The 24,949-nt window shown below is 62.4% G+C and carries 25 protein-coding genes; 11 read left to right on the top strand and 14 right to left on the bottom strand.

Annotated features, from left to right (window positions below):
- Nucleotides 1-51 precede the first annotated feature (51 nt).
- Together ACZ6YA_RS14040 and trmB are read left to right on the top strand one after the other, a co-directional pair.
- Nucleotides 52-864 carry a thiazole synthase gene (locus ACZ6YA_RS14040; protein WP_465897725.1) on the top strand — a complete coding sequence of 271 codons (813 nt, stop codon included), beginning with the start codon at nucleotides 52-54 and terminating at the stop codon, nucleotides 862-864.
- Between the two features lie 9 nt (nucleotides 865-873).
- Nucleotides 874-1,596, top strand: coding sequence for a tRNA (guanosine(46)-N7)-methyltransferase TrmB (trmB, locus tag ACZ6YA_RS14035; protein WP_465897724.1), 723 nt, complete (start codon nucleotides 874-876; stop codon nucleotides 1,594-1,596).
- Nucleotides 1,597-2,223: 627 nt separating this feature from the next.
- Here the strand turns inward: trmB and ACZ6YA_RS14030 are convergent.
- The 9 genes from ACZ6YA_RS14030 to ACZ6YA_RS13990 all read right to left on the bottom strand — a co-directional run bounded on the left by ACZ6YA_RS14030 (nucleotide 2,224) and on the right by ACZ6YA_RS13990 (nucleotide 8,782).
- Nucleotides 2,224-2,550: a DUF3392 family protein gene (locus ACZ6YA_RS14030; RefSeq protein WP_465897723.1), complete on the bottom strand. Its 327-nt coding sequence runs from the start codon at nucleotides 2,548-2,550 to the stop codon at nucleotides 2,224-2,226.
- A 9-nt stretch (nucleotides 2,551-2,559) separates the two neighbouring features.
- On the bottom strand, nucleotides 2,560-3,735 hold the full coding sequence (gene hemW, locus ACZ6YA_RS14025; protein WP_465897722.1) for a radical SAM family heme chaperone HemW: 1,176 nt from the start codon (nucleotides 3,733-3,735) through the stop codon (nucleotides 2,560-2,562).
- The gene (gene rdgB, locus ACZ6YA_RS14020; RefSeq protein WP_465897721.1) at nucleotides 3,732-4,328 is read right to left on the bottom strand and encodes an RdgB/HAM1 family non-canonical purine NTP pyrophosphatase; all 597 of its coding nucleotides are present in this window, start codon (nucleotides 4,326-4,328) and stop codon (nucleotides 3,732-3,734) included. Before rdgB ends, hemW begins: the two co-directional genes overlap by 4 nt.
- Nucleotides 4,325-4,759, bottom strand: coding sequence for a DUF4426 domain-containing protein (locus tag ACZ6YA_RS14015; RefSeq protein ID WP_465897720.1), 435 nt, complete (start codon nucleotides 4,757-4,759; stop codon nucleotides 4,325-4,327). Before ACZ6YA_RS14015 ends, rdgB begins: the two co-directional genes overlap by 4 nt.
- 22 nt (nucleotides 4,760-4,781) lie before the next feature.
- Nucleotides 4,782-5,402: a methionine biosynthesis protein MetW gene (gene metW, locus ACZ6YA_RS14010; protein WP_465897719.1), complete on the bottom strand. Its 621-nt coding sequence runs from the start codon at nucleotides 5,400-5,402 to the stop codon at nucleotides 4,782-4,784.
- A gap of 7 nt (nucleotides 5,403-5,409) precedes the next feature.
- Nucleotides 5,410-6,549 (bottom strand): homoserine O-succinyltransferase MetX, encoded by a 1,140-nt coding sequence (gene metX, locus ACZ6YA_RS14005; RefSeq protein ID WP_465897718.1) that lies wholly within the window; start codon nucleotides 6,547-6,549, stop codon nucleotides 5,410-5,412.
- Between the two features lie 88 nt (nucleotides 6,550-6,637).
- Entirely contained in the window at nucleotides 6,638-7,228 is a 591-nt protein-coding gene (locus ACZ6YA_RS14000) for a YggT family protein (protein ID WP_465897717.1), read from the bottom strand.
- A 10-nt stretch (nucleotides 7,229-7,238) separates the two neighbouring features.
- Nucleotides 7,239-8,057 carry a pyrroline-5-carboxylate reductase gene (proC, locus tag ACZ6YA_RS13995; RefSeq protein ID WP_465897716.1) on the bottom strand — a complete coding sequence of 273 codons (819 nt, stop codon included), beginning with the start codon at nucleotides 8,055-8,057 and terminating at the stop codon, nucleotides 7,239-7,241.
- 38 nt (nucleotides 8,058-8,095) lie between these two features.
- A complete protein-coding gene (locus tag ACZ6YA_RS13990; RefSeq protein ID WP_465897715.1) occupies nucleotides 8,096-8,782 on the bottom strand; it encodes a YggS family pyridoxal phosphate-dependent enzyme in 687 nt (228 codons plus the stop codon).
- 65 nt (nucleotides 8,783-8,847) lie between these two features.
- Between ACZ6YA_RS13990 and ACZ6YA_RS13985 the strand changes: the two genes are divergently transcribed.
- A complete protein-coding gene (locus tag ACZ6YA_RS13985; protein WP_465897714.1) occupies nucleotides 8,848-9,846 on the top strand; it encodes a type IV pilus twitching motility protein PilT in 999 nt (332 codons plus the stop codon).
- Between the two features lie 121 nt (nucleotides 9,847-9,967).
- On the opposite strand, the gene ACZ6YA_RS13980 is transcribed toward ACZ6YA_RS13985, so the two are convergent.
- The gene (locus tag ACZ6YA_RS13980) at nucleotides 9,968-10,594 is read right to left on the bottom strand and encodes a C40 family peptidase (protein WP_465897713.1); all 627 of its coding nucleotides are present in this window, start codon (nucleotides 10,592-10,594) and stop codon (nucleotides 9,968-9,970) included.
- Nucleotides 10,595-10,771: 177 nt separating this feature from the next.
- Between ACZ6YA_RS13980 and ACZ6YA_RS13975 the strand changes: the two genes are divergently transcribed.
- Nucleotides 10,772-11,191 carry an NINE protein gene (locus ACZ6YA_RS13975; RefSeq protein ID WP_465897712.1) on the top strand — a complete coding sequence of 140 codons (420 nt, stop codon included), beginning with the start codon at nucleotides 10,772-10,774 and terminating at the stop codon, nucleotides 11,189-11,191.
- A 45-nt stretch (nucleotides 11,192-11,236) separates the two neighbouring features.
- Here ACZ6YA_RS13975 and ACZ6YA_RS13970 read toward each other — a convergent pair whose 3' ends face one another.
- The 3 genes from ACZ6YA_RS13970 to ACZ6YA_RS13960 all read right to left on the bottom strand — a co-directional run bounded on the left by ACZ6YA_RS13970 (nucleotide 11,237) and on the right by ACZ6YA_RS13960 (nucleotide 15,998).
- On the bottom strand, nucleotides 11,237-11,932 hold the full coding sequence (locus ACZ6YA_RS13970) for an SPOR domain-containing protein (protein ID WP_465897711.1): 696 nt from the start codon (nucleotides 11,930-11,932) through the stop codon (nucleotides 11,237-11,239).
- A gap of 1 nt (nucleotide 11,933) precedes the next feature.
- Nucleotides 11,934-13,670, bottom strand: a complete 1,737-nt coding sequence (argS, locus tag ACZ6YA_RS13965; RefSeq protein ID WP_465897710.1) for an arginine--tRNA ligase — start codon at nucleotides 13,668-13,670, stop codon at nucleotides 11,934-11,936.
- Nucleotides 13,671-13,778: 108 nt separating this feature from the next.
- The gene (locus ACZ6YA_RS13960) at nucleotides 13,779-15,998 is read right to left on the bottom strand and encodes a primosomal protein N' (RefSeq protein ID WP_465897709.1); all 2,220 of its coding nucleotides are present in this window, start codon (nucleotides 15,996-15,998) and stop codon (nucleotides 13,779-13,781) included.
- 167 nt (nucleotides 15,999-16,165) lie between these two features.
- On the opposite strand from ACZ6YA_RS13960, the gene rpmE reads away from it, so the two are divergent.
- The 3 genes from rpmE (at nucleotide 16,166) to ACZ6YA_RS13945 (ending at nucleotide 18,654) form a co-directional block, all read left to right on the top strand.
- A complete protein-coding gene (gene rpmE / locus ACZ6YA_RS13955; RefSeq protein WP_465897708.1) occupies nucleotides 16,166-16,381 on the top strand; it encodes a 50S ribosomal protein L31 in 216 nt (71 codons plus the stop codon).
- A gap of 2 nt (nucleotides 16,382-16,383) precedes the next feature.
- A complete protein-coding gene (locus tag ACZ6YA_RS13950; protein WP_465897707.1) occupies nucleotides 16,384-17,205 on the top strand; it encodes a thermonuclease family protein in 822 nt (273 codons plus the stop codon).
- A 180-nt stretch (nucleotides 17,206-17,385) separates the two neighbouring features.
- Nucleotides 17,386-18,654, top strand: a complete 1,269-nt coding sequence (locus ACZ6YA_RS13945; RefSeq protein WP_465897706.1) for a malic enzyme-like NAD(P)-binding protein — start codon at nucleotides 17,386-17,388, stop codon at nucleotides 18,652-18,654.
- A 74-nt stretch (nucleotides 18,655-18,728) separates the two neighbouring features.
- Here the strand turns inward: ACZ6YA_RS13945 and ACZ6YA_RS13940 are convergent, their stop codons facing one another.
- On the bottom strand, nucleotides 18,729-21,179 hold the full coding sequence (locus ACZ6YA_RS13940; protein WP_465897857.1) for a penicillin-binding protein 1A: 2,451 nt from the start codon (nucleotides 21,177-21,179) through the stop codon (nucleotides 18,729-18,731).
- A gap of 179 nt (nucleotides 21,180-21,358) precedes the next feature.
- Between ACZ6YA_RS13940 and pilM the strand changes: the two genes are divergently transcribed.
- The 4 genes from pilM to ACZ6YA_RS13920 are packed head-to-tail and all read left to right on the top strand — an operon-like array spanning nucleotide 21,359 to nucleotide 24,948.
- Nucleotides 21,359-22,207 (top strand): type IV pilus biogenesis protein PilM, encoded by an 849-nt coding sequence (gene pilM / locus ACZ6YA_RS13935; protein ID WP_465897705.1) that lies wholly within the window; start codon nucleotides 21,359-21,361, stop codon nucleotides 22,205-22,207.
- Nucleotides 22,207-22,743, top strand: coding sequence for a PilN domain-containing protein (locus ACZ6YA_RS13930; protein ID WP_465897704.1), 537 nt, complete (start codon nucleotides 22,207-22,209; stop codon nucleotides 22,741-22,743). Before pilM ends, ACZ6YA_RS13930 begins: the two co-directional genes overlap by 1 nt.
- Entirely contained in the window at nucleotides 22,740-23,756 is a 1,017-nt protein-coding gene (locus ACZ6YA_RS13925; protein ID WP_465897703.1) for a pilus assembly protein PilP, read from the top strand. The genes ACZ6YA_RS13930 and ACZ6YA_RS13925 overlap by 4 nt, the downstream gene beginning before the upstream one ends.
- Nucleotides 23,680-24,948: a type IV pilus secretin PilQ gene (locus ACZ6YA_RS13920; protein WP_465897702.1), complete on the top strand. Its 1,269-nt coding sequence runs from the start codon at nucleotides 23,680-23,682 to the stop codon at nucleotides 24,946-24,948. The genes ACZ6YA_RS13925 and ACZ6YA_RS13920 overlap by 77 nt, the downstream gene beginning before the upstream one ends.
- Nucleotide 24,949: the final 1 nt, after the last annotated feature.

The raw sequence follows: 24,949 nt of genomic DNA, 5'->3' as shown, positions 1-24,949 counted from the left end.
CGGCCTGGCGATTTACCTGCAAGCCTTGCAACCTTTTCCAGAGGAACTTTGATGAGCAACGTTCGTAGCGACAAGCCTTTTATCCTGGCCGGGCGTACCTTCCAGTCGCGCCTGCTGGTCGGCACCGGCAAGTACCGTGACATGGAAGAAACCCGCCTGGCCACCGAGGCCTCGGGCTCAGAAATCGTCACCGTCGCCGTACGCCGTACCAACCTTAGCCAGAACAAGGGCGAGCCGAACTTGCTCGATGTGCTGTGCCCGGACAAGTACACCATCCTGCCGAACACCGCAGGCTGCTTCGACGCGGTGGAAGCGGTACGCACCTGCCGCCTGGCCCGCGAACTGCTCGACGGTCGCAAGTCCCATGAAGAAAGGACGCTGGTCAAACTGGAAGTCCTCGCCGACCAGAAGACCCTGTTCCCGAATGTGATCGAAACCCTCAAGGCCGCCGAAGTGTTGGTCAAGGAAGGTTTCGACGTAATGGTCTACACCAGCGACGACCCGATCATTGCCCGTCAGCTGGCCGAAGTTGGCTGCATCGCGGTCATGCCGCTGGCAGGCCTGATCGGCACCGGTCTGGGTATCTGCAACCCGTACAACCTGCAGATCATCCTGGAAGAATCCAAGGTGCCGGTGCTGGTCGATGCCGGCGTGGGTACTGCTTCCGACGCCACCATCGCCATGGAAATGGGCTGTGAAGCCGTGCTGATGAACTCGGCCATCGCCCACGCCCAGCAGCCTGTACTGATGGCCGAAGCCATGAAACACGCAATCCTCGCCGGGCGCATGGCCTACCTCGCCGGGCGCATGCCGAAAAAACTCTATGCCAGCGCCTCTTCGCCGCTGGATGGTCTGATCAAGTAAGAGCCCCAGATGACTGACTCGCAAGATACGCCGATCTCCGCCGACGGCGACCAGCGCCCACACCGCCGCATCAAGAGTTTCGTGATGCGCGCCGGGCGCATGACTGAAGGCCAGCAACGTGGCCTGGACCAGGGTGGCCCGCTGTACATCCTGCCGCTGGCTGACAGCGTGGTGGACTACGATTCGGTGTTTGGCCGTTCGGCACCGCGCACCCTCGAGATCGGCTTCGGTATGGGCCATTCCCTGCTGGAAATGGCTGCTGCCGCGCCGGAGCAGGACTTCATCGGTGTCGAAGTGCACCGTCCGGGTGTCGGGGCGCTGCTCAACGGTGTGCTGACTCAGGGACTGAAGAACCTGCGGGTGTACGACTGCGACGCCATCGAAGTGCTCAACCGCTGCGTGGCCGACAACAGCCTCGACCGCTTGATGCTGTTCTTCCCCGACCCATGGCACAAGGCGCGCCATCACAAGCGCCGCATCGTCCAGCTGGAGTTTGCCGAGCTGGTACGGCGCAAGCTGAAACCAGGTGGCGTGTTCCACATGGCGACCGACTGGGAGCCCTATGCCGAGTACATGCTGGAAGTGATGAGTGCTGCGCCTGGGTATCGCAACCGTGCTGAATACGGCACCTATGTGCCGCGCCCGGAAGAGCGCCCGATCACCAAGTTCGAACGCCGCGGCGAGCGGTTGGGGCATGGGGTGTGGGATTTGAAGTTCGAGAAGGTGGATTGATTGGCTGAGACAGCCTCTCGATGTTGGGCTTGAAGAAATGCAGGCGAAAAAAACCGCTCTAAAAAGAGCGGTTTTTTTGTGTGAGCGACAGGACTGAGTATCCTTCGCTCCGGGATTTCACCGAAAACCCCCACACAGTCAGGGGATCATATTCAGCTCGAGGCGGTGGGTCAATGACAAGAAATATCCAGCATCAAGTGTGTCGCAGCGGTTAACAGCTTCCAATGGATGTACCAAGTATCATCGCGCTGCTCCTGTGTGGATGATTTCGGTGATGGGCCGGGTAGGCTAAGAATTCTGCTTTCCGGCCCCTTCGACGCGGCCTGAGAACCGTGCCGGCGAATTGTTCGAAGGGCCATTGACCTGGCCACTTCACCGAAGACTCCCCACACAGTTTTCGAAGGCATCGAAGCGCCGGTTAGATGCTGGAAGATTGGCCCGCCAACACGGAGGCCAAGGCATATGAAGCGTTTGCTTGATGCGCTGAGCCGCGTATGGAAGCTCATCCGGATCTTGTTTGTACTCAAGTCCGCGAGAGACTTCATGCGTGATCACTTCGACGATTCCCCTTAAAGGATAGCCGAGTGGTAGAGCTGCCCTGGTTCTCCGGGGCAGCTTTTAGCAAACTCATCCCCGCCGATCGGCCACCACGCCAATCAACACCAGCACCACCAACAGCACCGGCGCCAACGCATAGTTGTTGAACTGCCCCAGTCCCTTCACCACCCACGGCGTGGCATAGATCAGCGCCGCACCACTACCGATCATCACCAGCGCCGCCATGAACGGAACGCGCAACGCGCCTGCCAGGCCGCCGAGGCGTTGCTCGACCCAGCCCTTGATATCGGTGCCAAACAGCACCAGCAGGCAGCCTACCAGGGCGAGGGAAATCTCAGACAGGTTGCTACGGCTCCAGCGGGAAACCGTCGCCAGCAGATCGAGTACCAGATCCATGGGTCATCCTTAGGTCAAGAAATACTGCAGCAGGTCATTGAGGAACAATTGGCCGCGCGGCGTGGCCACCAGTCGATCCGGTTCGACCTGCAAAAGGCCCTTTTGTTCGGCAGCGCGCCTGGCCTCGGCCAGTTGCGCCAGTGGCAGACCGGTACGTTGGCTGAACAGCTCGGCTTCCACGCCATCGGTCAGGCGCAATGCATTCATCAGGAATTCGAACGGCAGCTCTTCGACCGGCAGCAGCTTCTCGCCCGCCTTGAACGGTTTGGCCAGGTTCAGGTAGTCCTTGGGCAGCCGGGTTTTCCAGGTGCGCAGGATGCGGCCATCGGCAAAGCTCAGCTTGCCGTGTGCACCGGCACCGATGCCGATGAAATCACCAAAGCGCCAGTAGTTGAGGTTGTGCCTGGCGGCGCGGTCAGCCTGGGCATAGGCTGAAACTTCGTACTGCTTGAAGCCGTTCGCGGCCATCAGCGCCTGGCCGGCCTCCTGGATGTCCCAGAGGATGTCGTCCTCCGGCAGCTCCGGCGGCTGGTTCCAGAACACCGTGTTCGGCTCCACCGTCAGCTGGTACCAGGACAGGTGGGTCGGGCCCAGGTCGATGGCCTGGCGCAGGTCGCCCAGCGCGTCATCCAGTGATTGGTCGGGCAGGCCGTGCATCAGGTCCATGTTGAAGTTGTCGAAGCCGGCCGCACGAGCCATGCCAGCGGCGCGGATCGCCTCGTCGCCATTGTGGATGCGGCCCAGTGCTTCGAGCTTGGCTGGCTGGAAGCTCTGCACGCCGATCGACAGGCGGTTGATGCCTGTTTGCCGGTAAGCCTTGAACTTGTCCTGCTCGAACGTTCCGGGGTTGGCTTCGAGGGTGATCTCGATATCCGGGGCAAACGGAATGCGTTGCTCCACGCCACGCAGCAGCCTGCCGAGCGCGTTGGCGCTGAACAGACTCGGGGTGCCACCGCCGAAGAAGATCGACGAGATAGGCCGGCCCTGCACTGCTGCCAGCTCCTGGTCGAGGTCGGTCAGCAAGGCATCGACGTAGGCTTCTTCCGGCAACTCAGGACCGGCAGCGTGGGAATTGAAGTCGCAATAGGGGCATTTGCGCACGCACCACGGGATGTGGATATACAGCGCCAGCGGCGGCAGGCTGGTGAGCTTCACCGCGCAGGCTTCGGACAACGTTGCGATCATGCCAGGCCCAGACGTTGACGCAGCAGCGCCATGGCGCGGGCGCGATGGCTGAGCTGGTTCTTATCCACAGGGGTGAGGTCGGCGCTTGAGCAGTTGCGCTCAGGTACCCAGAACAACGGATCGTAGCCGAAGCCATGCTCACCGCTGGCCGCGAACAGGATGCGCCCGTGCCACAGGCCTTCACAGAGGATTGGTAGCGGATCGTCAGCATGCCGCACCAGTGCCAGTACGCAGACGAACTGCGCGCCGCGCTGGTCTTGCGGTACATCCTTGAGCGCTTCGAGCAGCTTGGCGTTGTTCGCTGCATCACCCTTGCCGTCGGCATAGCGTGCCGAGTAGATGCCCGGCGCGCCGCCGAGGCAATCCACCGCCAAGCCGGAATCGTCGGCCAGCGCAGGCAGGCCGGAAATGCGCGCGGCATTGCGCGCCTTGAGGATGGCGTTCTCGACGAACGACAGGCCAGTTTCTTCTGGTTCTACCTGGCTGAACTCGCCGATCGAGCGCAGTTGCACGGACTCGCCGAGCATGGCCTGGAGTTCCTTGAGTTTGCCGGCGTTGTGGCTGGCCAATACGAGTTGCTGGAGATTCATCATTCGCCTGGGAACACTTCCTGGTTGAAGCTGAGTTTATGGCTGACCCCGCCGGTTTCGACATTCAGGTCGAAGGTCAGTGTCTCGGCCTGTTCGATCTTGAACTGGGCGATGTAGTACACCGCCCCTTGATCGGTAATTTGCTTGAACGACAGCGGGTTGCTGCGCCCGGTGAGGTCCTGCACCGTGCCGCTGACCACCGCCATGACCGGTTTGTTGGCCTTGAGCACGGCAACGTTGAGTACCCCCTGGTTCTTGCTGCGGGTCAGCCCCGTAGCGGCAGCGATGTCCGGCTGCAGCATGCTCGAGGTAAAGGCGCTGTAGTGCACCGTCACGTCGCCGAAAACTTCCTTGCGCTCGGGTTTGGCGGCATCCGCAGCCAGTACCGGCAGGGCCAGGCACAGGCTGAACAGGAACAGGGCTAGGCGACGCATGGTGCGATTCCTCTGCTGGGCGTCAGACGGCCAGTTGGTGCTCCGCAAGGCCCGGGCTGCTGACGCGATAAATACCGATTTCACCTAGAAGATTAGGCCAAAGCCGGCCGCCCCATCCATTGCGGTGCAAGTGGTCGACGGCCAGGCGGTCGAGCACCTTGGCACGGCGTTCGTGACACAGCTGTTCGAAGTCGGCGAAGGTACAGAAGTGAATGTTCGGCGTGTTGTACCAGGTATACGGCATGAAGTCCGAAACCGGCATGCGGCCTTTAGTCGCCAGGTACCAGCGGCAGCGCCAGTGGCCGAAGTTGGGGAAGGTGATGATGCACTGGCGGCCCACCCGCAGCATCTCGTCCAAGATGCGGTCGGGGTACTCCACGGCCTGCAGGGCCTGGGTCATGATCACCACGTCGAAGCTGTTGCTGGCGAAGTTACCCAGACCTTTGTCGAGGTCTTGCTCGATGACGTTGACGCCCTTGGCCACGCAGGCGGCGATGTTGTCGGCGTCGATCTCCAGGCCGTAGCCGGTGACTTGCTTGCGATCACGCAGCGAAGCCAGCAGCTCGCCGCTGCCGCAGCCCAGGTCGAGGACCCGGCTGCCGGCGGGAATCCAGTCGTGGATGATTTCCAGATCGGCTCTCATGCTGTCCTCAGATGGCGATGCGGTTCATGTAGTTCGCGAAAGCCTGCATGTAGCGAGGCGTGGGGATCAGGAAGGCATCGTGCCCGTATGGCGAGTCGATCTCCAGGTAACAGACGTTCTTGCGTGCGGCCATCAGGGCGTCGACGATTTCGCGCGAGCGGGCCGGCGAGAAGCGCCAGTCGGTGGTGAACGACATGATGCAGTAGTGCGCCGTGACGTTGGCCAGGGTCGCGGCCAGGTCGCCGCCATTGGCCGCAGCCGGGTCGAAATAGTCCAGCGCCTTGGTCATCAGCAGGTAAGTGTTGGCGTCGAAGCGGCCGGAAAATTCCTCGCCCTGATAGCGCAGGTAGCTCTCGACCTGGAATTCGACGCTGTGGAAGTCGTAGTTGAGCTTGTCGCTCTTGAGCTCGCGGCCGAATTTTTCGCCCATCGAGTCGTCGGACAGGTAGGTGATATGCCCGACCATGCGGGCCAGCATCAGGCCGCGCTTGGGGATTACGCCCTGGTCCTGGAACGAGCCGCCGTGGAACTCAGGGTCGGTAAGGATCGCCTGGCGCGCCACTTCGTTGAACGCGATGTTCTGCGCCGAGAGCTTGGGGGCCGAGGCGATGTCGACGCAATGGCGTACGCGGTCTGGGTAGGTCATGGTCCATTGCAGCGCTTGCATGCCGCCGAGGCTGCCGCCGACGATGGCGGCCCACTGGTTGATGCCCAACCGATCAGCCAGGCGTGCCTGGCTGTGCACCCAGTCAACCACGGTCAATACTGGGAAGTCGGCGCCATAGGGCTTGCCGGTGGCCGGGTTGACGCTACTGGGGCCGGTGCTGCCGTTGCAGCCGCCGAGGTTGTTCAGGCTGACCACGAAGAAGCGGTTGGTATCGATAGGCTTGCCCGGGCCGATGCAGCTGTCCCACCAGCCCGGCTTGCGGTCGGTGGTGGCATGGTAGCCGGCAGCATGGTGATGGCCAGACAAGGCATGGCAGATCAGCACGGCATTGCTCGCGCTGGCGTTCAGGGTGCCATAGGTCTCGTAGACCAGCTCGTAGCTGGCTAGCGAGCGGCCGCAGGCCAGGGCCAGCGGGTCATCGAATTGGGCGGTTTGCGGTGTAACCAGACCGACGGAATCTTCGGGAAGGACAGTGGACATCGACCCTGCTCACGCTTGACGGAGGCGTAAGTCTAAAGAGCGCTACCCCCAGCGGCAAGCAAAGGCTTGCCGCCAGAAGCATGCGGGGTCAGATCATGCGGAACAGTTCTTGTGGCATGCCGGCGTAGGCGGCCAGCGGAGGCATGACGAACGACTGGATTACCTGGATCGCCAGGAAGGCGAAGATCGGCGAGATGTCCATGCCGCCCAGGTTCGGCACCAGGCGGCGGAAGGGTGCCAGCACGGGTTCGCTGATCTGGTAGGCCAGTTCGGCTGCCGGGTTGTGGCTGTTCGGCGCGACCCACGAAACGATCACCATGACGATCATCGCCACCCAGAAGATCTTCAGGAACAGCGAGGTGATGCCAATGATCGCCCACATCAGCAGGTGCAGGACATCACCGAAGGTGCCGTACGTGACCATCAGTACGAAGCCCATCAGCAGCGCCTGGATGACTACCGCCAGCAGCAGCGAGGAGGTGTCCAGGCCGCCGACGCTGGGGATGATGCGGCGGATCGGCTTGAGCAGTGGCTGGGTGGCGCGTACTGCGAACTGGCACAGCGGGTTGTAGAAATTGGCTTTTACCAACTGCAGTACGAAGCGCAGCAGGACGATCACCAGGTACAGGCTGACCAGGGTTTGCACCACGAAGATCGTGGCGCCGGACAGTGCATTCATCTGGAACTCCTTATTTACCCAATTGCTCGGCCAGCTCGGCGGAACGCGTCGCCGCTGCTGCCAGTGCTTTCTCGACGATGGCTTCGAAACCGCTGGCCTGGAACGACTTGATCGCCGCTTCGGTGGTGCCGGCGGGCGAGGTGACCCGGCGACGCAGTTCGGCGGCGTCGACATCGCTGGCCACAGCCATGTGTGCGGCGCCCAGTGCGGTCTGCAGGGTCAGCTGCGAGGCGGTTTCGCGTGGCAGGCCCAGTTTCTCGCCAGCGGCGGTCATGGCTTCGATCAGCAGGAAGAAATACGCAGGTCCGCTGCCGGAAACGGCGGTGACGGCATCAAGCTGTTGCTCCTGCTCCAGCCACAGCGCGGAGCCGACAGCCGACAGCAGCTGCTCGGCCTGCTCGCGCTGTGCGCTGGACACTTCGGCGGTGGCATACAGGCCACTCACGCCCTGGCGCAGCAGCGCCGGGGTGTTGGGCATGCAGCGCACCACGGCGCGAGCGCCGAGCCAAGCCTGCAGGCTGGCACAGGTGATGCCGGCAGCGATCGAGACGATCAGCTGGCCATCCTGCAGGTTCGGCTGCAGGGCCTCGCAGACGGCCTTCATCACCTGCGGCTTGACTGCCAGGACGATCACGTCGGCCCTGGCGATGGCCTGGGCGTTGTCTTCGAACACCTCGATGCCGTGCTCGGCCTGGACCCGGGTGCGGGTTTCGGCGCCTGGATCGCTGGCGCGGATCTGCGCGGCGTCCACGCCCTGGGCGCGCAGGCCGCCGATCAGGCTGGCAGCCATGTTGCCGGCGCCGATGAAGGCAATATGTGTCTTGCTCATGTCAGGTCCTTGAGGGAAAGCGTGAGTAAAGCATGGAATCAGACGGGCCCGTAGTTGCGGGCGCCGAACAGGGCGGTGCCGATACGTACCCAGGTCGCGCCTTGCGCAATCGCAGCTTCCAGGTCGTGACTCATGCCCATGGAAAGGGTATCCAGGCCTAGATTCAGGCCTTCCTGCAGCTGGCGCAGGGTCGCGAACGCGGCCTCTTGCTTGGCGCGCTCTTCGCTGGGTTCGGGGATCGCCATCAGCCCGCGCAGGCGCAGGTTGGGCAGCGCCGCCACGGCATGGGCCAGCGCCGGCAGGTCGGCTGGGGCACAGCCCGACTTGCTGTCCTCATCGCTGACATTCACCTGCAAGCAGATGTTCAGTGGAGGCAGGCCCTGGGGGCGCTGCTCGGACAGGCGTTGGGCAATTTTCAGGCGGTCCACGGAATGCACCCAGTCGAAATGCTCGGCAATGGCTTTGGTCTTGTTCGACTGAATGGGGCCGATGAAGTGCCAGATCAAGGGCAGGTCGCGCAGTTCGTCCTGTTTGCCCAGGGCTTCCTGCAGGTAGTTCTCGCCGACATCGCACACGCCTGCGGCATGGATTTCGCGGATGGCGCTGGCCGGTTTGGTCTTGCTCACCGCCAGCAACTGAACGCTGGCCGGGTCGCGTCCGACGGCCTGGGCTGCACTGTGGATGCGGGCGGCGAGGGCGGAAAGGTTGTCTGCTATGGTGGACATGGATCGATGCCGTCGGCTCTGGGGTCTGCGGCATTCTACCTGCTTGATGGCTATTGGGGAGTCTCATGGACGTGACCGACCTGTTGACCCGGGCCAGTGATGTGGGGGCAAGTGACCTGCACCTGGCCGCGGGCGAGATACCGATGCTGCGCGTGGATGGCGAGCTGCGCCGCATGGACCTGCCGAGTGTGTCGCCGGCAGCATTGACCGAATGCCTGGCGCCGCTGCTTGACGATACCCAGCGCCAGCAATGGGCGCGGGGGGACGAGCAGGATCTGGCGTTGGAACTGCCGTCACTTGGCCGCTTTCGACTGAATCTGTTTCGTCAGTTGAAGGGCCCGGCAGCAAGCTTGCGCTTGATTCCGAAACGTATCGCCACTCTTGACGAACTCGACCTTGAAGAAGTGTTTCGTGCTGTTGCGCAGTGCACAGATGGCCTGATTCTGGTCGGTGGACCTACTGGCAGTGGCAAGTCCAGCACCTTGGCGACGTTGATCGACCAGCTTAATCGGCAGCGATCTGCGCACATCGTCACGCTTGAAGACCCTGTCGAAGTTATCCACAGCAGCCAGCGCAGCCTGGTCAACCAGCGCGAGATCGGTCGGCATTGCCGCGACTTTGCGCAAGGGTTGCGCAGTGCACTTCGCCAAGACCCAGATGTGATCATGATTGGCGAATTACGTGATCTTGAGACGATTCGCTTGGCGCTACGGGCGGCGGAAACCGGGCATCTGGTGCTGGCGACGGTGCACACGCGCTCGGCTGCGGGCAGCATTGACCGGCTGGTGGAAGTGTTTGCCGCCGAGGAAAAGCCGCTGGTGCGGGCGATGCTGGCGCAATCGCTGCGGATGGTAATCGCACAGGTGCTGGTCAAACGCGTGGACGGCGGGCGGGTGGCGGCCAGGGAGGTGCTGATGGCGACGCCTGCGGTGCGTAATCTGATTCGCGAGGGGCGGATGGCGCAGTTGTGTTCGGTGATGCAGGCCGGGGCGGCGGAAGGGATGCGGACGATGGAGGGGGCACTGCGGGGGTTGCGGGGTAGGGGATTGATCGGGCCTTTGTAATGCTGTCGCCGGCCTGTGGGAGCGGGCTTGCCCCGCGAACCAGGGCAGAGCCCTGGCCATTCACATGGCTGACTGGGCTGGCCTCTTCGCGGGGCAAGCCCGCTCCCACAGTTCGGTGCGGTCAGCGCTTGGCCAGGGCCAGTTGCTGCTGCTCCTTCGGCAATACCCGCTTGGCTACAACATAATGCTTCTGCCAGTAAGGCTTGCTCAGGTTGTCGATGCTCACCCGCTTGCCGCGGCGCGGCGCATGGATGAAGCGGTCGTTGCCCAAGTAGATGGCAACGTGGTTGACCCGGCGGCTCTTGATGTTGAAGAAGATCAAATCGCCTGGCTTGAGGTCGCTTTTAGGCACCTTCACACCGTGGCCCTGGGCCATGGCATTGGAGGTGCGCGGCAAGTCGACATCGGCCACGTCGTTGAACGCGTATTTAACCAGCCCGCTGCAGTCGAACCCTTTTTTAGGGCTGCTGCCGCCCCAAACATAAGGTGTACCGAGCACATTCACGGCGCGGCTGAGCACATCGCTGCTCTGCTTCGGCGACATGGCCGCGACAGGCAGGTTGTGAGCCTTGCCAGCGCTGCTTGAGCGTGCACGCAGTGCACTGTGCTTGCTGGGGGCGTGTTTCACCGTGGCATTGGTGGTATAGCCGGTGAAACCATTGGGAAGACGTTGCTCACGGTTGGTGGCGTGGGCGGCCAGGGGCAATAATAGACAGAGGGTCAGCCATGTCTTGAACAAAGGCGGCATAGATGAAGCTCTTGTGAAGTTTTGATTTTGGTTTTGAGTGTTGGCGCGCAACTTTATAACAGCTTTTTGATCAATTTTTGATCCGTTGGTCGATTGTCATGTTGCCGTACGTCGGCGTGCCACGCAAAAGTCACATTTTTTTTTAGAAAATTTTTGGATAACCCACAGGGGCTACGAATGAACAGTTATGAACAGGGTGCACCGATTCACGACACCCACAGCAAGGTCATCGGCTACCTGCTGTGGATTTTCGGCTTCACCGGATCGCACCGTTTCTACTACGGCAAGCCGATCACCGGGACGATCTGGTTCTTTACCCTGGGCCTGCTTGGCATCGGCTGGCTGATCGACCTGTTCCTGATCCCGGCGATGGATCGCGAGGCCGACCTGCGCTTCCAGTCGGGACGCCTCGATTTCAACGTGGCCTGGCTCCTGCTGACATTCCTTGGCATTTTTGGCGTACACCGCCTGTATCAGGGCAAATGGATCACCGCGATCATTTACTTCTTCACTGGCGGGCTGTTCCTGCTTGGCGTGCTGTACGACTTTTTGACCCTGAATGGGCAGATTTCTCAAGCCAATGCAGAGCGCCGTTAGGCTACAAAAAAGGCCTTGTCGCGCTGAGCGGCAAGGCCTTTTTCACTACTGGCGGGTCTGTCGCTGCTGCAGCAGCAGATTACTGAACCCTGCCCCTGCCAGCTGCTTCTGCGCGCCGGTCAGCTGTTCACGGTTGCTGAACGGGCCGACCAACACGCGATACCAGGTCTCATCCTTGACCGTACCCGATTCCACCTTCACCGCCTGACCGAGCAGGATGATCTGCGCGCGTACTTTGTCGGCATCGGCCTGCTTGCGGAACGAACCGGCCTGAAGGAAGAACTGTGTGGTCGCCGCAGGCTTGATTACCGGCGGTGCAGGTGGGGGGGTCTGGCCCAGCAGTGCGGCCTGCGCCCGGGCGGTATCGATCTTGGCCGCTTCCGCTGGCGTCACCGGGGTCACCGGTTGCGCAGGCACTGGCGGTGTTTTCTCCGGCACGGCCTCTGGCGGCACGATCACTTCCGACTCCGGCAGCAGGGTGTAGAAGTCGTATTTCGGCTTCACCGGTTGCTGCGTGGTGGCAGCTGTCGACTTGCCCTCGACGACCTTCTCCTGCTTCTGCTGCTCGGGCTTGGTGCGCTTGATATCGCCACCGCCCGGTTCGAGCTTCATCAGGAAAACGATGAACGCGCCGACGGTCAGGCCAACCGCCAACCACACCCAGCCGGGGATCGGCTGTTTGGCCGGTGCCTGGGTGCGGCTGGCGCCGCGCTTGGGTGCAGGTTTTTTCTTGGCTGCCAACTTACATGCGCTCCAGGGTTTCCAGGCCGAGCAGTTCCAGACCTTGTTTGAGGGTGCGACCGGTCAAGGCAGCCAGGCGCAAACGGCTCTGCTGCTGTTCCGGAGTTTCGGCGGCGAGGATCGGGCAGTTCTCGTAGAAGCTGGAGAACAGACCGGCCAGGTCGTACAGGTAGGTGCAGAGTACGTGCGGGGTGCCCTTGTCGGCGACGTTGTTGAGGATTTCGCCGAACTGCGCCAGGCGGGCAGCCAGGTCCTGTTCGTGGGCAGCCTGCAGGACGATGTTGCCTTCGACCTCGTCGAAGCCCTTGCCCAGCTTACGGAACACACCGGCCACACGGGTGTAGGCGTACAGCAGGTACGGTGCGGTATTGCCTTCGAAGTTGAGCATCAGCTCGAAGTTGAAGCTGTAGTCGCTGGTGCGGTGTTTGGACAGGTCGGCGTATTTCACCGCGCCGATACCCACCACTTCACCGATCTTGCGCAGTTCGTCTTCCGCCAGGCTCGGGTTCTTCTCCTTGACCAGCGCGTAGGCGCGCTCTTTGGCCTCGGTGAGCAGGTCGATCAGCTTCACGGTGCCGCCGTCACGGGTCTTGAACGGGCGGCCATCGGCGCCGTTCATGGTGCCGAAGCCCATGTGCTCCATTTGCATCGGGTGGCCGACGAAGCCAGCGCGGCGCGCCACTTCGAACACCTGGTTGAAGTGCAGGGCCTGGCGCTGGTCGACGAAGTACAGCGCGCGATCAGCCTGCAGCACGTTGCTGCGGTAGCGCACGGCCGCGAGGTCGGTGGTGGCGTACAGGTAGCCGCCATCGGCCTTCTGCACGATCACTGGCAGCGGTTCGCCTTCGCTGTTCTTGAATTCTTCGAGGAACACGCACTGCGCGCCTTGGTCCTCAACCAGCAGGCCCTTGGCCTTGAGGTCGGCTACCACGTTGGCCAGGTCGGCGTTGTAGGCGCTTTCGCCCATCACGTCGGCCATGGTCAGCTTGACGTTGAGCAGCTCGTAGGTCTTCTGGCAGTGCGACAGCGAGATGTCCTTGAAGCGCGTCCACAGCGCCAGGCATTCAGGGTCGCCGGCCTGCAGCTTGACCACCAGGCCGCGGGCACGGGTGGCGAACTCTTCCGATTCGTCGAAGCGTTTCTTCGCCGCTCGGTAGAAGTTTTCCAGGTCCGACAGCTCGTCGCTGGTGATCGGGTTTTCCTGCAGGTAGGCCATCAGCATGCCGAACTGGGTGCCCCAGTCGCCGACGTGGTTCTGGCGAATGACGTTGTCACCGAGGAACTCCAGCACGCGCGCGACGCTGTCACCGATGATGGTCGAGCGCAGGTGGCCGACGTGCATTTCCTTGGCCAGGTTCGGCGCCGACATGTCGATCACGACTTTCTCGCACGGGCCGGCCTTGCGTACGCCCAGGTGGCCATCGGCCAGGGCGGCGTCCAGGCGATTGGCCAGGGCGTCGGTGTTCTGGAAGAAGTTCAGGAAGCCGGGGCCGGCGATCTCGACCTTGCTGATGTCACTGCTCGATGGCAGGGCGTCGATCAGTTTTTCGGCGAGGTCCCGCGGTTTCATGCCGGCCGGCTTGGCCAGCATCATGGCGATGTTGCTGGCGAAGTCGCCGTGGGTCTTGTCCCGGGCGTTTTCCACCTGGATCGCCGGCGACAGCCCTTCAGGCAGCACACCGTCGGTGACGAGTTGGGTGAGGGCTTGCTGGATCAGCTGGCGAATGGTGTCTTTCATGGGGATCTCTTTTCGACCGCTAGCGCGGTGGAGCGCCTGGATGCGCAGGTGGAAAAACTGGGCATTATCCGTTGCCGAGGCCGGGTTGCCAACCTTTGGCCGGCAAGCTTAATAAAGGTCGACTGGGTCGACATCCAGCGACCAACGTACTTGCCGCCCGCTTGGCAGCTGCTCCAACACTAGCAACCAGGCACTGATCAGTCGATGCAAGGGCGCCCGGGTGTTGGCCTGGATCAACAGTTGGGCACGGAAGCGCCCGGCCTTGCGCTCCATCGGAGCCGGCACCGGGCCCAACAGTTCAATGCCGGGCAAGCGCTGCTCGGCCACCAGGCGTTCCGCCGCGCTGCAGGCTTCGTCGAGGAAGCCTTCGGCCTGCCCCGGCTTGTGCGCCTCGGCACGCAACAGGGCGAGGTGGGAATACGGCGGCAGGCCGGCTGCGCGCCGCTCGTCCAAGGCCTGCTCGGCGAACGCGAAGTAGCCTTGCTCGGTCAGTTGCACCAGTAGCGGGTGGTCGGCCAGGTGAGTCTGGATCACCACCTTGCCGGGCTCTTCGGCCCGCCCGGCGCGCCCAGCCACTTGCACGATGAGCTGGGCCATGCGCTCGGTGGCGCGGAAATCGCCGGAGAACAGCCCGCCGTCGGCATCGAGAATGGCGACCAGGGTGACCCGCGGGAAGTGGTGCCCCTTGGCCAGCATCTGCGTGCCAACCAGGATACTCGGCTGGCCGCGCTGGATGGTGTTGAACAGGTTGTGCATGGCGTCCTTGCGCGCGGTGCTGTCGCGGTCTACGCGCAAGATCGGGTAATCGGGGAACAGCACTTTCAGGCGTTCCTCGGCCCGCTCGGTGCCTGCACCCACCGCACGCAGGTCAACGTGATTGCACTTCGGGCACTGGTGCGGTAGGCGTTCGTCGTAACCGCAGTGGTGGCAGCGCAGCACGCCGGAGCGCTGGTGCACGGTCATGCGCGCATCGCAGCGCGGGCATTCAGAGAGCCAGCCGCAGTCGTGGCACAGCAAGGTCGGTGCGAAGCCGCGGCGGTTGAGGAACACCAGCACCTGTTGGCCGGCCTCCAGGGTCTGGCGGATGGCTTGCTGCAGGGGGCCGCTGATGCCGCTGTCCAGCGGCAGGCTTTTCACGTCCAGGCGCATCATCCGCGGCGGGCGTGCGCCGCCAGCGCGCTGGTTCATGCGCAGCAGGCGGTAGCGACCGGTCAGGGCGTTGTGCAGGGTTTCCAGCGAGGGCGTGGCCGAACCGAGAAGGATCGGGATGTTTTCCTGGTGCGCGCGCACCAGTGCCAGGTCGCGGGCGTGGTAGCGCAGGCCTTCCTGCTGTTTATAGGAGCCGTCGTGCTCTTCGTCGATGATGATCAGGCCAGGATTCTTCATCGGCGTGAACAGTGCCGAGCGCGTGCCGATGATGATGTCGGCCTCGCCATCGCGGGCCGCCAGCCAGGCGTCGAGACGTTCGCGGTCATTGACCGCCGAGTGCAACAGGGCGATGCGGGCGTTGAAGCGCTGCTCGAAGCGCGCCAGGGTCTGTGGGCCTAGGTTGATCTCGGGGATCAGCACCAGCGCCTGCTTGCCGGCTTCCAAGGTTTCGCGGATCAACTGCAGGTAGACCTCGGTCTTGCCACTGCCGGTGACGCCGGCCAGGAGGAAGGCGTTGAAGCTGTCGAAGCCCTCGCGCACGGCGTCGAAGGCCTCGCGCTGTTCATCGTTGAGCGGCAATTCCGGCTGGGCCAGCCAGTGCTCATGGCGTTGCGCTGGCAGATGGCGGCGCGTTTCGAGACGAACCAGGTCCTTGGCCAACAGCAGGTCTAGGCTGTCCTTGTTCAGGTTGAGCTTGCTCAGCAGGCTGTGGGCAACGCCGTGAGGGTGCTGGGCCAGCGTCTTGAGTGCGTCGCGCTGGCGCGGTGCGCGAGCGATGCGCGGGTCTTCGATACGCGCATCGGGGGCGACGTGCCAGAAGCGTTCCTGACGCATCTCGGCCGGTTCGCCCTGACGCAGCAGCGTCGGCAACGCCCAGCTCAGGGTGTCGCCGAGGCTGTGCTGATAGTACTGGGCGGTCCACAGGCACAGCTTGAACAATGATGCCGGCACTGGCGACACCGGGTCGAGCAGGGCGCTGGCCGGTTTCAGCTTGTCGGCTGGCACCTCGCTGTGGGTGCAAACCTCGACCAGCACGCCAATCATTTCGCGGCGGCCGAACGGCACGCGAATGCGCATGCCCGGGGTGAGCACCTGGCGCGCCATGCTCGCCGGCGCCCGGTAGTCGAACAGGCGACGTAGCGGGGAGGGCAGGGCAAGGCGCAGGATGACGTCGGACACGCTGAAGGTCTCGCAGGGCGTTTCAAAGACTGGCGAGCCTAGCAGACGACGGTCGGTGCAAGCGACAACTTGCGTTGATGCGAAGCTCTGGTATTATTCGCCGCCTAATTACGTGCGGTATTCAACAATGGGTGTTGGGTGGCGGCACGCAGCTTGAGGAAGTGACCATGAAAGCCGATATTCATCCGAACTACGAAGCTGTTGCAGTCACCTGCAGCTGCGGCAACAAATTCGAAACCCGTTCGACCCTGGGCAGCACCCTGTCGATCGACGTTTGCAACCTCTGCCACCCGTTCTACACCGGTAAGCAGAAAGTCCTGGACACCGGTGGTCGCGTACAGAAGTTCGCCGATCGCTTCGGTATGTTCGGTACCAAGAAGTAATCATGCGCATGGCGAACCCTTCGGGTTTCGCATTGTTGCTGAAAAAGGCGCCCCTTGTGGGCGCTTTTTTTGTGGGCGCAATCTGGCAAACCTCGACCTGGGCATTTTGCCCGCTGCCAGACCGGCCGCAGCAGGTGGCGGTGCGCCAGGTGGTCGATGGCGACACGCTGCGCCTGAGTGACGGCCGCAGCGTGCGCATGATTGGCATCAATGCGCCGGAAATCGGGCGCAAGGGGCGCACCAGCGAACCCTATGCCGAGGCTGCCAAGCGGCGCCTGCAGGCCCTGGTCAAAGCCAGTGATGGGCGGGTCGGGCTGGTACAGGGTGTCGAGTCAAAGGACAAATACGGGCGCACACTGGCCCATGTTTATGCCCGCAATGGCGACAATCTTGAAGCGCGGCTGCTCAGCGAGGGTTTCGGCTATCGGGTAGCAGTGGCCCCAAATGTGCGCTTGGTGGCCTGCCAGCAAGAGGCCGAGGAGTCGGCGCGCAAGGCGCGCATTGGCCTCTGGCGCAGTGTCCCTGTGCTGCGCGCCGATGAGCTCAGGCAATCAGGGTTCGCGCTGATCGAGGGCAAAATCCAGAGCATTTCACGCAACCGTGGTGGTGTCTGGCTGGAGCTGGATACCGGTGTGGTACTGCAGGTTCCCGCTCGTCTGCAACGCAACTTCCCCGCCAGCTTCTTCGATAACCTCAAAGGACGCCAGGTCGAGGCGCGCGGTTGGGTGCTGGATCGTTCCCGCAAGGGTGGGCTGAAACCGGGGCAGCGACGCTGGGTGTTGCCATTGACCGATCCGAGCATGTTGGAGCGCATCTTAGGCTGAAAAGATGTAGACAGTTCGCTATTGGATTGTACACACTGATGGCTCCAATGCCCCCGTGTGTTATAGCGTAAAGTCGTAGGCTAAAGGCCTTGACACAAGTGACCGGCCAGTCTTGTAGCTCCCCGGCTCTTTGCGTATCCTCGGCGGTCCGTCAGAACAGTAAATAGCGGAATGCCCACCATGTCAGACCTGAAAACCGCCGCTCTCGAATATCACGCTCAACCTCGTCCGGGGAAACTGAGCGTCGAGCTCTCCAAACCCACCGCCACCGCCCGTGATCTCGCCCTGGCCTACAGCCCAGGCGTTGCAGAACCGGTGCGTGAAATCGGCCGTGATCCTGAGCTGGCCTACAAATACACCGGCAAGGGCAACCTCGTCGCAGTGATTTCCGATGGCACCGCCATCCTCGGTCTGGGTGACCTCGGCCCACTGGCTTCCAAGCCGGTCATGGAAGGCAAGGGCGTTCTGTTCAAGCGTTTCGCCGGTATCGACGTATTCGACATCGAAGTCGAGTCGGAAAGCCCACAAGCTTTCATCGACACCGTTCGCCGCATCTCGATCACCTTCGGTGGCATCAACCTCGAAGACATCAAGGCACCTGAGTGCTTCGAAATCGAGCGCACGCTGATCGAGCAGTGCGACATTCCGGTCTTCCACGACGACCAGCACGGCACCGCGATCGTTACCGCCGCCGGCATGATCAATGCCCTGGAAATCGCCGGCAAGAAGCTCGAAGACGCCAAGATCGTCTGCCTGGGCGCCGGCGCTGCCGCGATCTCCTGCATGAAGCTGCTGGTCAGCATGGGTGCCAAGGTCGAGAACATCTTCATGATCGACCGCAGCGGCGTGATCCACGCTGGCCGCGACGACCTGAACCAGTACAAGGCCCAGTTCGCCCACGCCACCGACAAACGCAGCCTGGCCGATGCCCTGGACGGTGCCGACGTGTTCGTTGGCCTGTCCGGCCCGAACCTGCTGAGCCCGGAAGGCCTGAAGTCGATGGCGGCCAACCCGATCGTGTTCGCCTGCTCGAACCCGGACCCGGAAATCTCGCCAGAGCTGGCTCACGCCACCCGCAGCGACGTGATCATGGCTACCGGTCGTTCCGACTACCCGAACCAGGTCAACAACGTACTGGGCTTCCCGTTCATCTTCCGGGGTGCCCTGGACGTTCGCGCCAAGCGCATCAACGAAGAGATGAAAATCGCCGCCGCCATCGCCCTGAAAGACCTGGCCAAGCTGCCGGTACCGAAGGAAGTCTGCGAAGCCTATGGCGTTGACGGCCTGGAGTTCGGTCGTGAGTACATCATTCCGAAGCCGCTGGACGCTCGTCTGATCACCGTCGTTTCCGATGCCGTGGCCAAGGCCGCCATCGAATCCGGTGTGGCGACCCTGCCGTATCCGAAGCACTACCCGCTCAAGAGCGTGGATGAAGTGTTCAACGGCTGATTGAAGCCTAGGTGACACAAAAAAGCCCCGGCTCGCAAGAGTCGGGGCTTTTTGTTTGCCTGTCGATCAACTGATCAGAACAGATCCATCGGCGCCGTTTCATCCGCCGGCAGCGGGCTGCCTGGTGCTGCGCCGTTGCCTAGCTCATCCATCGACGGTGGCGAATCTTCGGCCTTGAACAGCTCGAAGTAGGCATTTGGCGTGCTTGGCGAAGCTGCGCGGCCGCTGACCGGGTCTACCCGCAGGCTAAGGATACCTTCTGGTTCGGCGGGTGCATGAGCCGGCTTGTCCTTCAGCGCCGCACCCATGAAGCTCATCCAGATTGGCAGCGCCGCAGTGCCGCCGTATTCGCGGCGTCCCAGGGTTTCCGGCTGATCGAAACCGACCCAGACCGTGGTGACGTAATCGGCGTTGTACCCGGAGAACCAGGCGTCCTTGGACTCGTTGGTGGTGCCGGTCTTGCCCGCGAGATCAGTACGGCCCAAGGCCAGCGCTCGGCGCCCGGTGCCGCGCTTGATCACGTCCTGCAGCATGCTGGTGAGAATATAGGAGGTGCGACCATCGATGATCTGCTCGGCGATCACCGGTGCCTGCGGCGCGGGCGCTATCTGGCCAAAGGCGGACGGCGCCTCGCCCGGCATTGCCGCCGTGCTGATCGGCTGCTCCGGCGCGGCCAGACCTGCCTGGTCTTCGGCGCCTTGCGGCACGCGTGCCGGGTTGGCGGTGAACAGCGTCTCGCCGCTGCGGCTCTCGATACGGTCGATCAGGTACGGATTGATCTTGTAGCCGCCGTTGGCGAAGGTGCTCCAGCCGGTGGCGATTTCCATCGGCGTCAGCGTCGCGGTGCCCAGTGCCAGCGACAGGTTGCGCGGCAGGTCCTGCTTGTTGAAGCCGAACTTGGCGATGTAGTCGATGGTGCGACCTACACCCATGTCCTGCAGCAGGCGGATCGATACCAGGTTGCGCGACTTGTACAGCGCTTCGCGCATAGGGATCGGGCCGAGGAAGGTGTTGGTGTCGTTCTTCGGCCGCCACTCTTTGTCCAGGTACTCGTCGACGAATACGATCGGCGCGTCGTTGACCAGGCTGGAAGCGGTATAGCCGCTGTCCAGCGCAGCGCTGTAGATGAACGGCTTGAAGCTTGAACCGGGCTGGCGCTTGGCCTGCATGGCGCGGTTGTAGTTGCTCTGTTCGAAGGAGAAGCCACCGACCAGTGCGCGGATGGCGCCGTTGGATGGGTCCAGGGTTACCAATGCGCTTTGTGCGCCAGGTACCTGGCTGAACTTGAGCTTGCCGTCGTCCAGGCGTTGCAAGCGGACCAGGTCGCCGACCTGGGCCACGTCTGCCGGCGATTGCGGTGCGCGGCCCTGGGCATTGTTGTTGATGAATGGGCGCGCCCATTTCATGGTGTCCCAGGCGACGTCTTCTTCCTTGCCGCCACGGGTCAGCACTTTCAGCCCGGTTTTCTCGATGTGGGTAACAATGGCCGGTTCAAGCCCACCCAGCGTGCGTTGTTTGCTCAGCTCCTGCAGCCAGGCGGCTTGAGTCTTGCCCGGGAAGCGTGATGCTGGGCCGCGGTAGCCGTGGCGCTCGTCATAGTTGGACAGGCCATTGAGCACCGCCTTGTTGGCCATTTCCTGCATGTCGCTCGGTACCGTGGTGGTGACGCGGAAGCCTTCGGTGTAGGCCTCGCTGCCATAGCGGCCGACCATTTCGGCACGGGCCATCTCGGCGATGTACGGCGCATTCACTTCAGGCGTCGGCACGTGGTAGCTGGCGTTGAGCGGCTCGGCCAGGGCGGCCTGATAACTCGCCTCGTCGATTTTGCCGAGCTTGTACATGCGGCCGAGGATCCAGTCCCGGCGCTCTTTCGCTCGCACCGGATTGGCCAGCGGGTTGAAGCGCGACGGTGCCTTGGGCAAGCCGGCGATCATCGCCATCTGCGCCAGGCTCACGTCACGAATCGACTTGCCGTAGTACACCTGCGCAGCGGCGTCGATGCCATAGGCACGGTTACCCAGGTAGATCTTGTTCACGTACAGCTCGAGGATCTCGTCCTTGGTCAGCTCGCGTTCGATCTGCAGGGCCAGCAGGATTTCGTTGGTCTTGCGCGAAAAACTGCGCTCGCTGGTGAGGAAGAAATTCTTCGCCACCTGCATGGTGATGGTGCTGCCGCCGGTCTGGATATGACCAGTCTTCACCAGCTGGGTCGCGGCGCGCATCAGGCTGCTCGGGTCGACCCCGTAGTGGTTGAGGAAATTGTCGTCCTCGGCTGACAGAAGCGCCTGAATGAATTGTGGGGGAATTTCCGCGAAACGGATCGGCGAGCGGCGCATCTCGCCGAACTCGGCAATGAGCTTGCCATCGCTGCTGTACACCCTCAGGGGTATCTGCAACTGGATGCTTCTGAGCGAATCGACCGACGGCAGGTTGGGGCTAAGATACAGAAACGCACCGCTCACACCGAGTACGAGCGCGCAGATGACTGCGACTAAAGACCACCAGAAGAACTTCAGCAGGCGTATCAAGGCTTTTGGGTGTCCAGGTTGAGGGGTGAATTGCGCACGGAGCCGGCGGACGGAAAAACGCTGGGCATTATAAGCATTTTTCGCCCTGCCGGGTGACCGGCCGGGCGGCCCGCCGCACCGCCTGGCTGTCAGCCTTGGTGCGGGTGCGGGTATACAGTTGCCACAAGGAAGTCGCGATGCTTGGACGCATGGGTAAGCATGCCGGTTCACTGCTGGGGGTGGAAATTGCCTCCGATTCCATACGATTGCTGCAACTGCGGGGGCGCAAAGGGCGCTACGAGCGGGTTGCCTGGGCGCTTGAACGATTCGAACCCTTCGCCTCTGGCGACTGGTGGCAGTCTCCTGATCGGGTCGTCCAGGCGCTTCGCAGCGCTTATCGGCACTGCGGCAGTCGCCAGCGGCAGGTCGCAGTGGCGGTGCCGGCGTCGCAGGTGATCTGCAAAGTGTGTCAGTGGCCAAGAGATCAGCCTGAAGGCGAGATGGAAACGCAGCTGCTGGCTGATGCCGATCAGTTGTTCCCGTTCCCTTTGGAAGACTTGGTCATGGACTTCCAGGTACTGGGCGCTTCAGAGGGCCCTGTCAACGCTCAGGACATACTGGTGGCGGCCAGTAGGCAGTCTGTTCTGCAGCCCATCGAGGCGTTGTTCGATGATGCAGGGCTGGAGCTGGTGGCCGTGGAGGTCGATAGCATCGCCTTGCGACGGCTCATGCCACAACCTCATGCAGGCGGCTCGGCGCTACTGCGGTTAGAGTCCGACAGTGCGACGTTGCATTACTGGTCGCAGGCAGTGCTGCCCCAACGGCGCGAAGTGTCTCTGGAGCGGCTGGATGAATCGTTGGTCGATGGCCTGCAGCTGGATGAATTGATTGTCACGAGTACGCTGCCGTTCGAACAAGGCTCACTGCAAATGGTGAGTAAGCGCTTGAGCGTAGCGTGCCGACCTTTGCCGCCTGTGGCTGGTCTCGAATGTCACGACAGCGGTATGACGTTGGCATGCGCCCTTGCGCTGGGGGAGCTTCTCTGATGCTGCGCGTAAATCTGCTGCCGTGGCGCGAGCAGCAACGCTCAGCCGCGCTAAGGCGTTTGCGTTTGAAGCTGGTTGGCGGGGCGATCGTTGCGCTTTGTGTTGTGCTGGTAATAGACCAGCTGGCGCGGCAACGCGCGCAGCAACAGGCAATGGTCAACAGCAACCAGCAAGCAGCCGTCGATCGCCTGGATGCGCAGTTGGTCCAGCTTGAAATTACCCGGCAGACGCTTGAGTCGTTGCGAGCTGAAACTGACACCTTGGCCGCTTTGCACGCCGATCGAGCACTGTTGACGACGCTGTTCGCCGATCTGGAGCGGTCATTGCCCGAAGGGGTCCAGGTGGTCGAACTGAAACGTGAGGGCGCGCGGCTGCAGATTGTCGGGCTCGCCGTTTCCGCCGCCGTGCTGGCGCAGTTCATGCGGGACCTTGGGCGCTCAGGCGTGTTGCTCGATCTGGAGCTCAAACGGATGAAGAGCTTGCCGGCCGGCGATGAGTTTCTACTGCTGGCGCGCCTGTCGGCGGCCTGGTCGTGAACCTGATTTACCGCCTGGATTGGCAGGCTTTCGTCGTTCGCTCGGGCTTCTTGCGCAGTGCTCTGCCTGTATTGGCGGCTTGCCTGATACTTGCGCTGGGCTGCCTGATTCGCTGGCCGGAGTGGCAGCAGTTGCAGCAGGTGGAGCAGGCCAGGCACAGGGCATTGAGCGAGCAGCAACAGCTCAGAACCGCGCAGGTGCTGGCACACGCGGGCACCCAGGAGGCGTTGGGGCAAGCCACACAGGACCTGCAGGAAAGCCGCTGGCGCCTGGCCGCAGGCGGCGACCTCAGCGATTTGCTCGACCAGTTGTCGGCCTCTGGGCATGCGCACGGGCTGCACTTCGAACAGCTTCATGTGCTGGATGAAGTCAAACAGTCAGGTTTTCGGCAAACCCCTCTGGATGTGCAGGTGGTTGGCCAATATGTGACGCTGCGCATGTGGCTGGACGAATGGCTTGGCCAGCTTCGCCTGCTGCGTGCCGGTGACCTACAGATAGCCAGCGCGATAGACAGGCCCGGCTTGCTGCGTTTGCGGCTTAGGGTGAATGCCTTTCAGGCTGATGGACCTGTGCCGGAGCCAAGCTCACTGGCCCTTCTGCCAGCTCGCGACGAGGTTTTGCCACCCGCGGTCGATCCATTTTCAGCCTGGTCTGGCCGCATCGTCCGCGAGGGGCTGGCCAGGGTTCCACTGGCTCAGTTGGAGATGGTCGGTAGTTTGTCGCGCGGCATGGCGTTCGAAGCACTGCTGTCATCTGCCGGGCGCTTGTACCGTGTGCGTCCGGGTGATCGGTTGGGGCGCGACGAGGGCGTGGTGGTCCATGTCGACGAGCAGCAGGTCGAGGTGTGTGAACGGCTGTTCGTGGGCGGCATGTGGCGCGAACGCAAGGTAACACTGACGCTCAGGAAGGGCGTGGACAGGGAGGTCAAGGACGACGATGAAAGGGTTGATAACGTGGCTGATGGTGGCGATGTTGCCGATGCCGTTGCTGGCGGCAGCGCCATACCGAGGTGAGCCGATTTCGCTGAACTTCCAGGATGTCGAAGTGCGCGCGGTGTTGCAGGTGCTGGCCGATTACGAGGGAATCAACCTGATCGCCAGCGACTCGGTACAGGGCAACGTGACGCTGCGCCTGCAAGACGTCCCTTGGGACCAGGCGCTGGAACTGGTATTGCGCAGCAAAGGGCTGGCCCGGCGAGAGGAGGGCAATGTGCTGCTGGTGGCTCCGGCGGCGGAGTTGGCCGAGCAATCCCGGGGCGCGCGCCTGGGGCAGGAGCTGGACGCCCAGTTGCAGCCATTGCGTCGCGAGTTGCTGCCGATACACCATGCCGAGGCTTCCGAGCTTGCCGAGTTGTTGCTGGCAACACTGGCCGACGATGGCATCCTGACGGGGCGCGGCAGCCTCAGTGTCGATACGCGCACCAACACCCTCGTGGTGCATCAGCCTGAAGATCGGCTCGTCGAGTTGCGGAAGTTGGTCGCGCAACTGGACGTGCCGGTGCGACAGGTGGCGATCGAGGCGCGAATTGTCGAGGCCAATGTCGACTATGAAAAAAGCCTCGGCGTGCGCTGGGGGCAGGGGCTGTATGGCGAGGCGCCGCAATTGGGCAAGGACGCATTCGTCGACCTGGGCGTGGAGCGGCCCGGTTCCAGCATTGGACTGGGTGTGTTGCGCGGTGGCGTGCTGCTTGATTTGGAGCTCAGCGCCATGGAAAAGACCGGCAATGGGGAAATCATCTCCCAGCCCAAGGTGGTCACTGCCGACAAGGAGACCGCGCGGATACTCAAGGGCACTGAGGTGCCCTACCAGGAAACGACAAGAAGCGGCGCTACCTCGGTGGCATTCCGCGAGGCGTCGTTGTCGTTGGAAGTCACCCCGCAGATCACGCCCGACGGCAAAGTCATCATGACGGTCAAGGTGACCAAGGATGAGCCCGACTTCGTCAATGCCTTGAACGATGTGCCGCCGATCCGCAAGAACGAGGTAAACGCCAAGGTCCGGGTAGCCGATGGCGAGACCATCGTCATAGGGGGGGTCTACTCGACCACGCAAAACAATGTGGTCGACAAGGTGCCATTTTTCGGCGATCTGCCGTATGTTGGGCGGCTGTTTCGACGCGATGCATTACAAGAGAAAAAATCCGAGCTGCTGGTCTTCCTGACTCCGCGTATCATGAGTGACCAGGCGATTGCTGTGAGTCGTTGAT

The organism is Pseudomonas sp. NPDC090752, from assembly GCF_055584805.1.
This window is presented reverse-complemented; position numbering and strand designations above follow the sequence as displayed.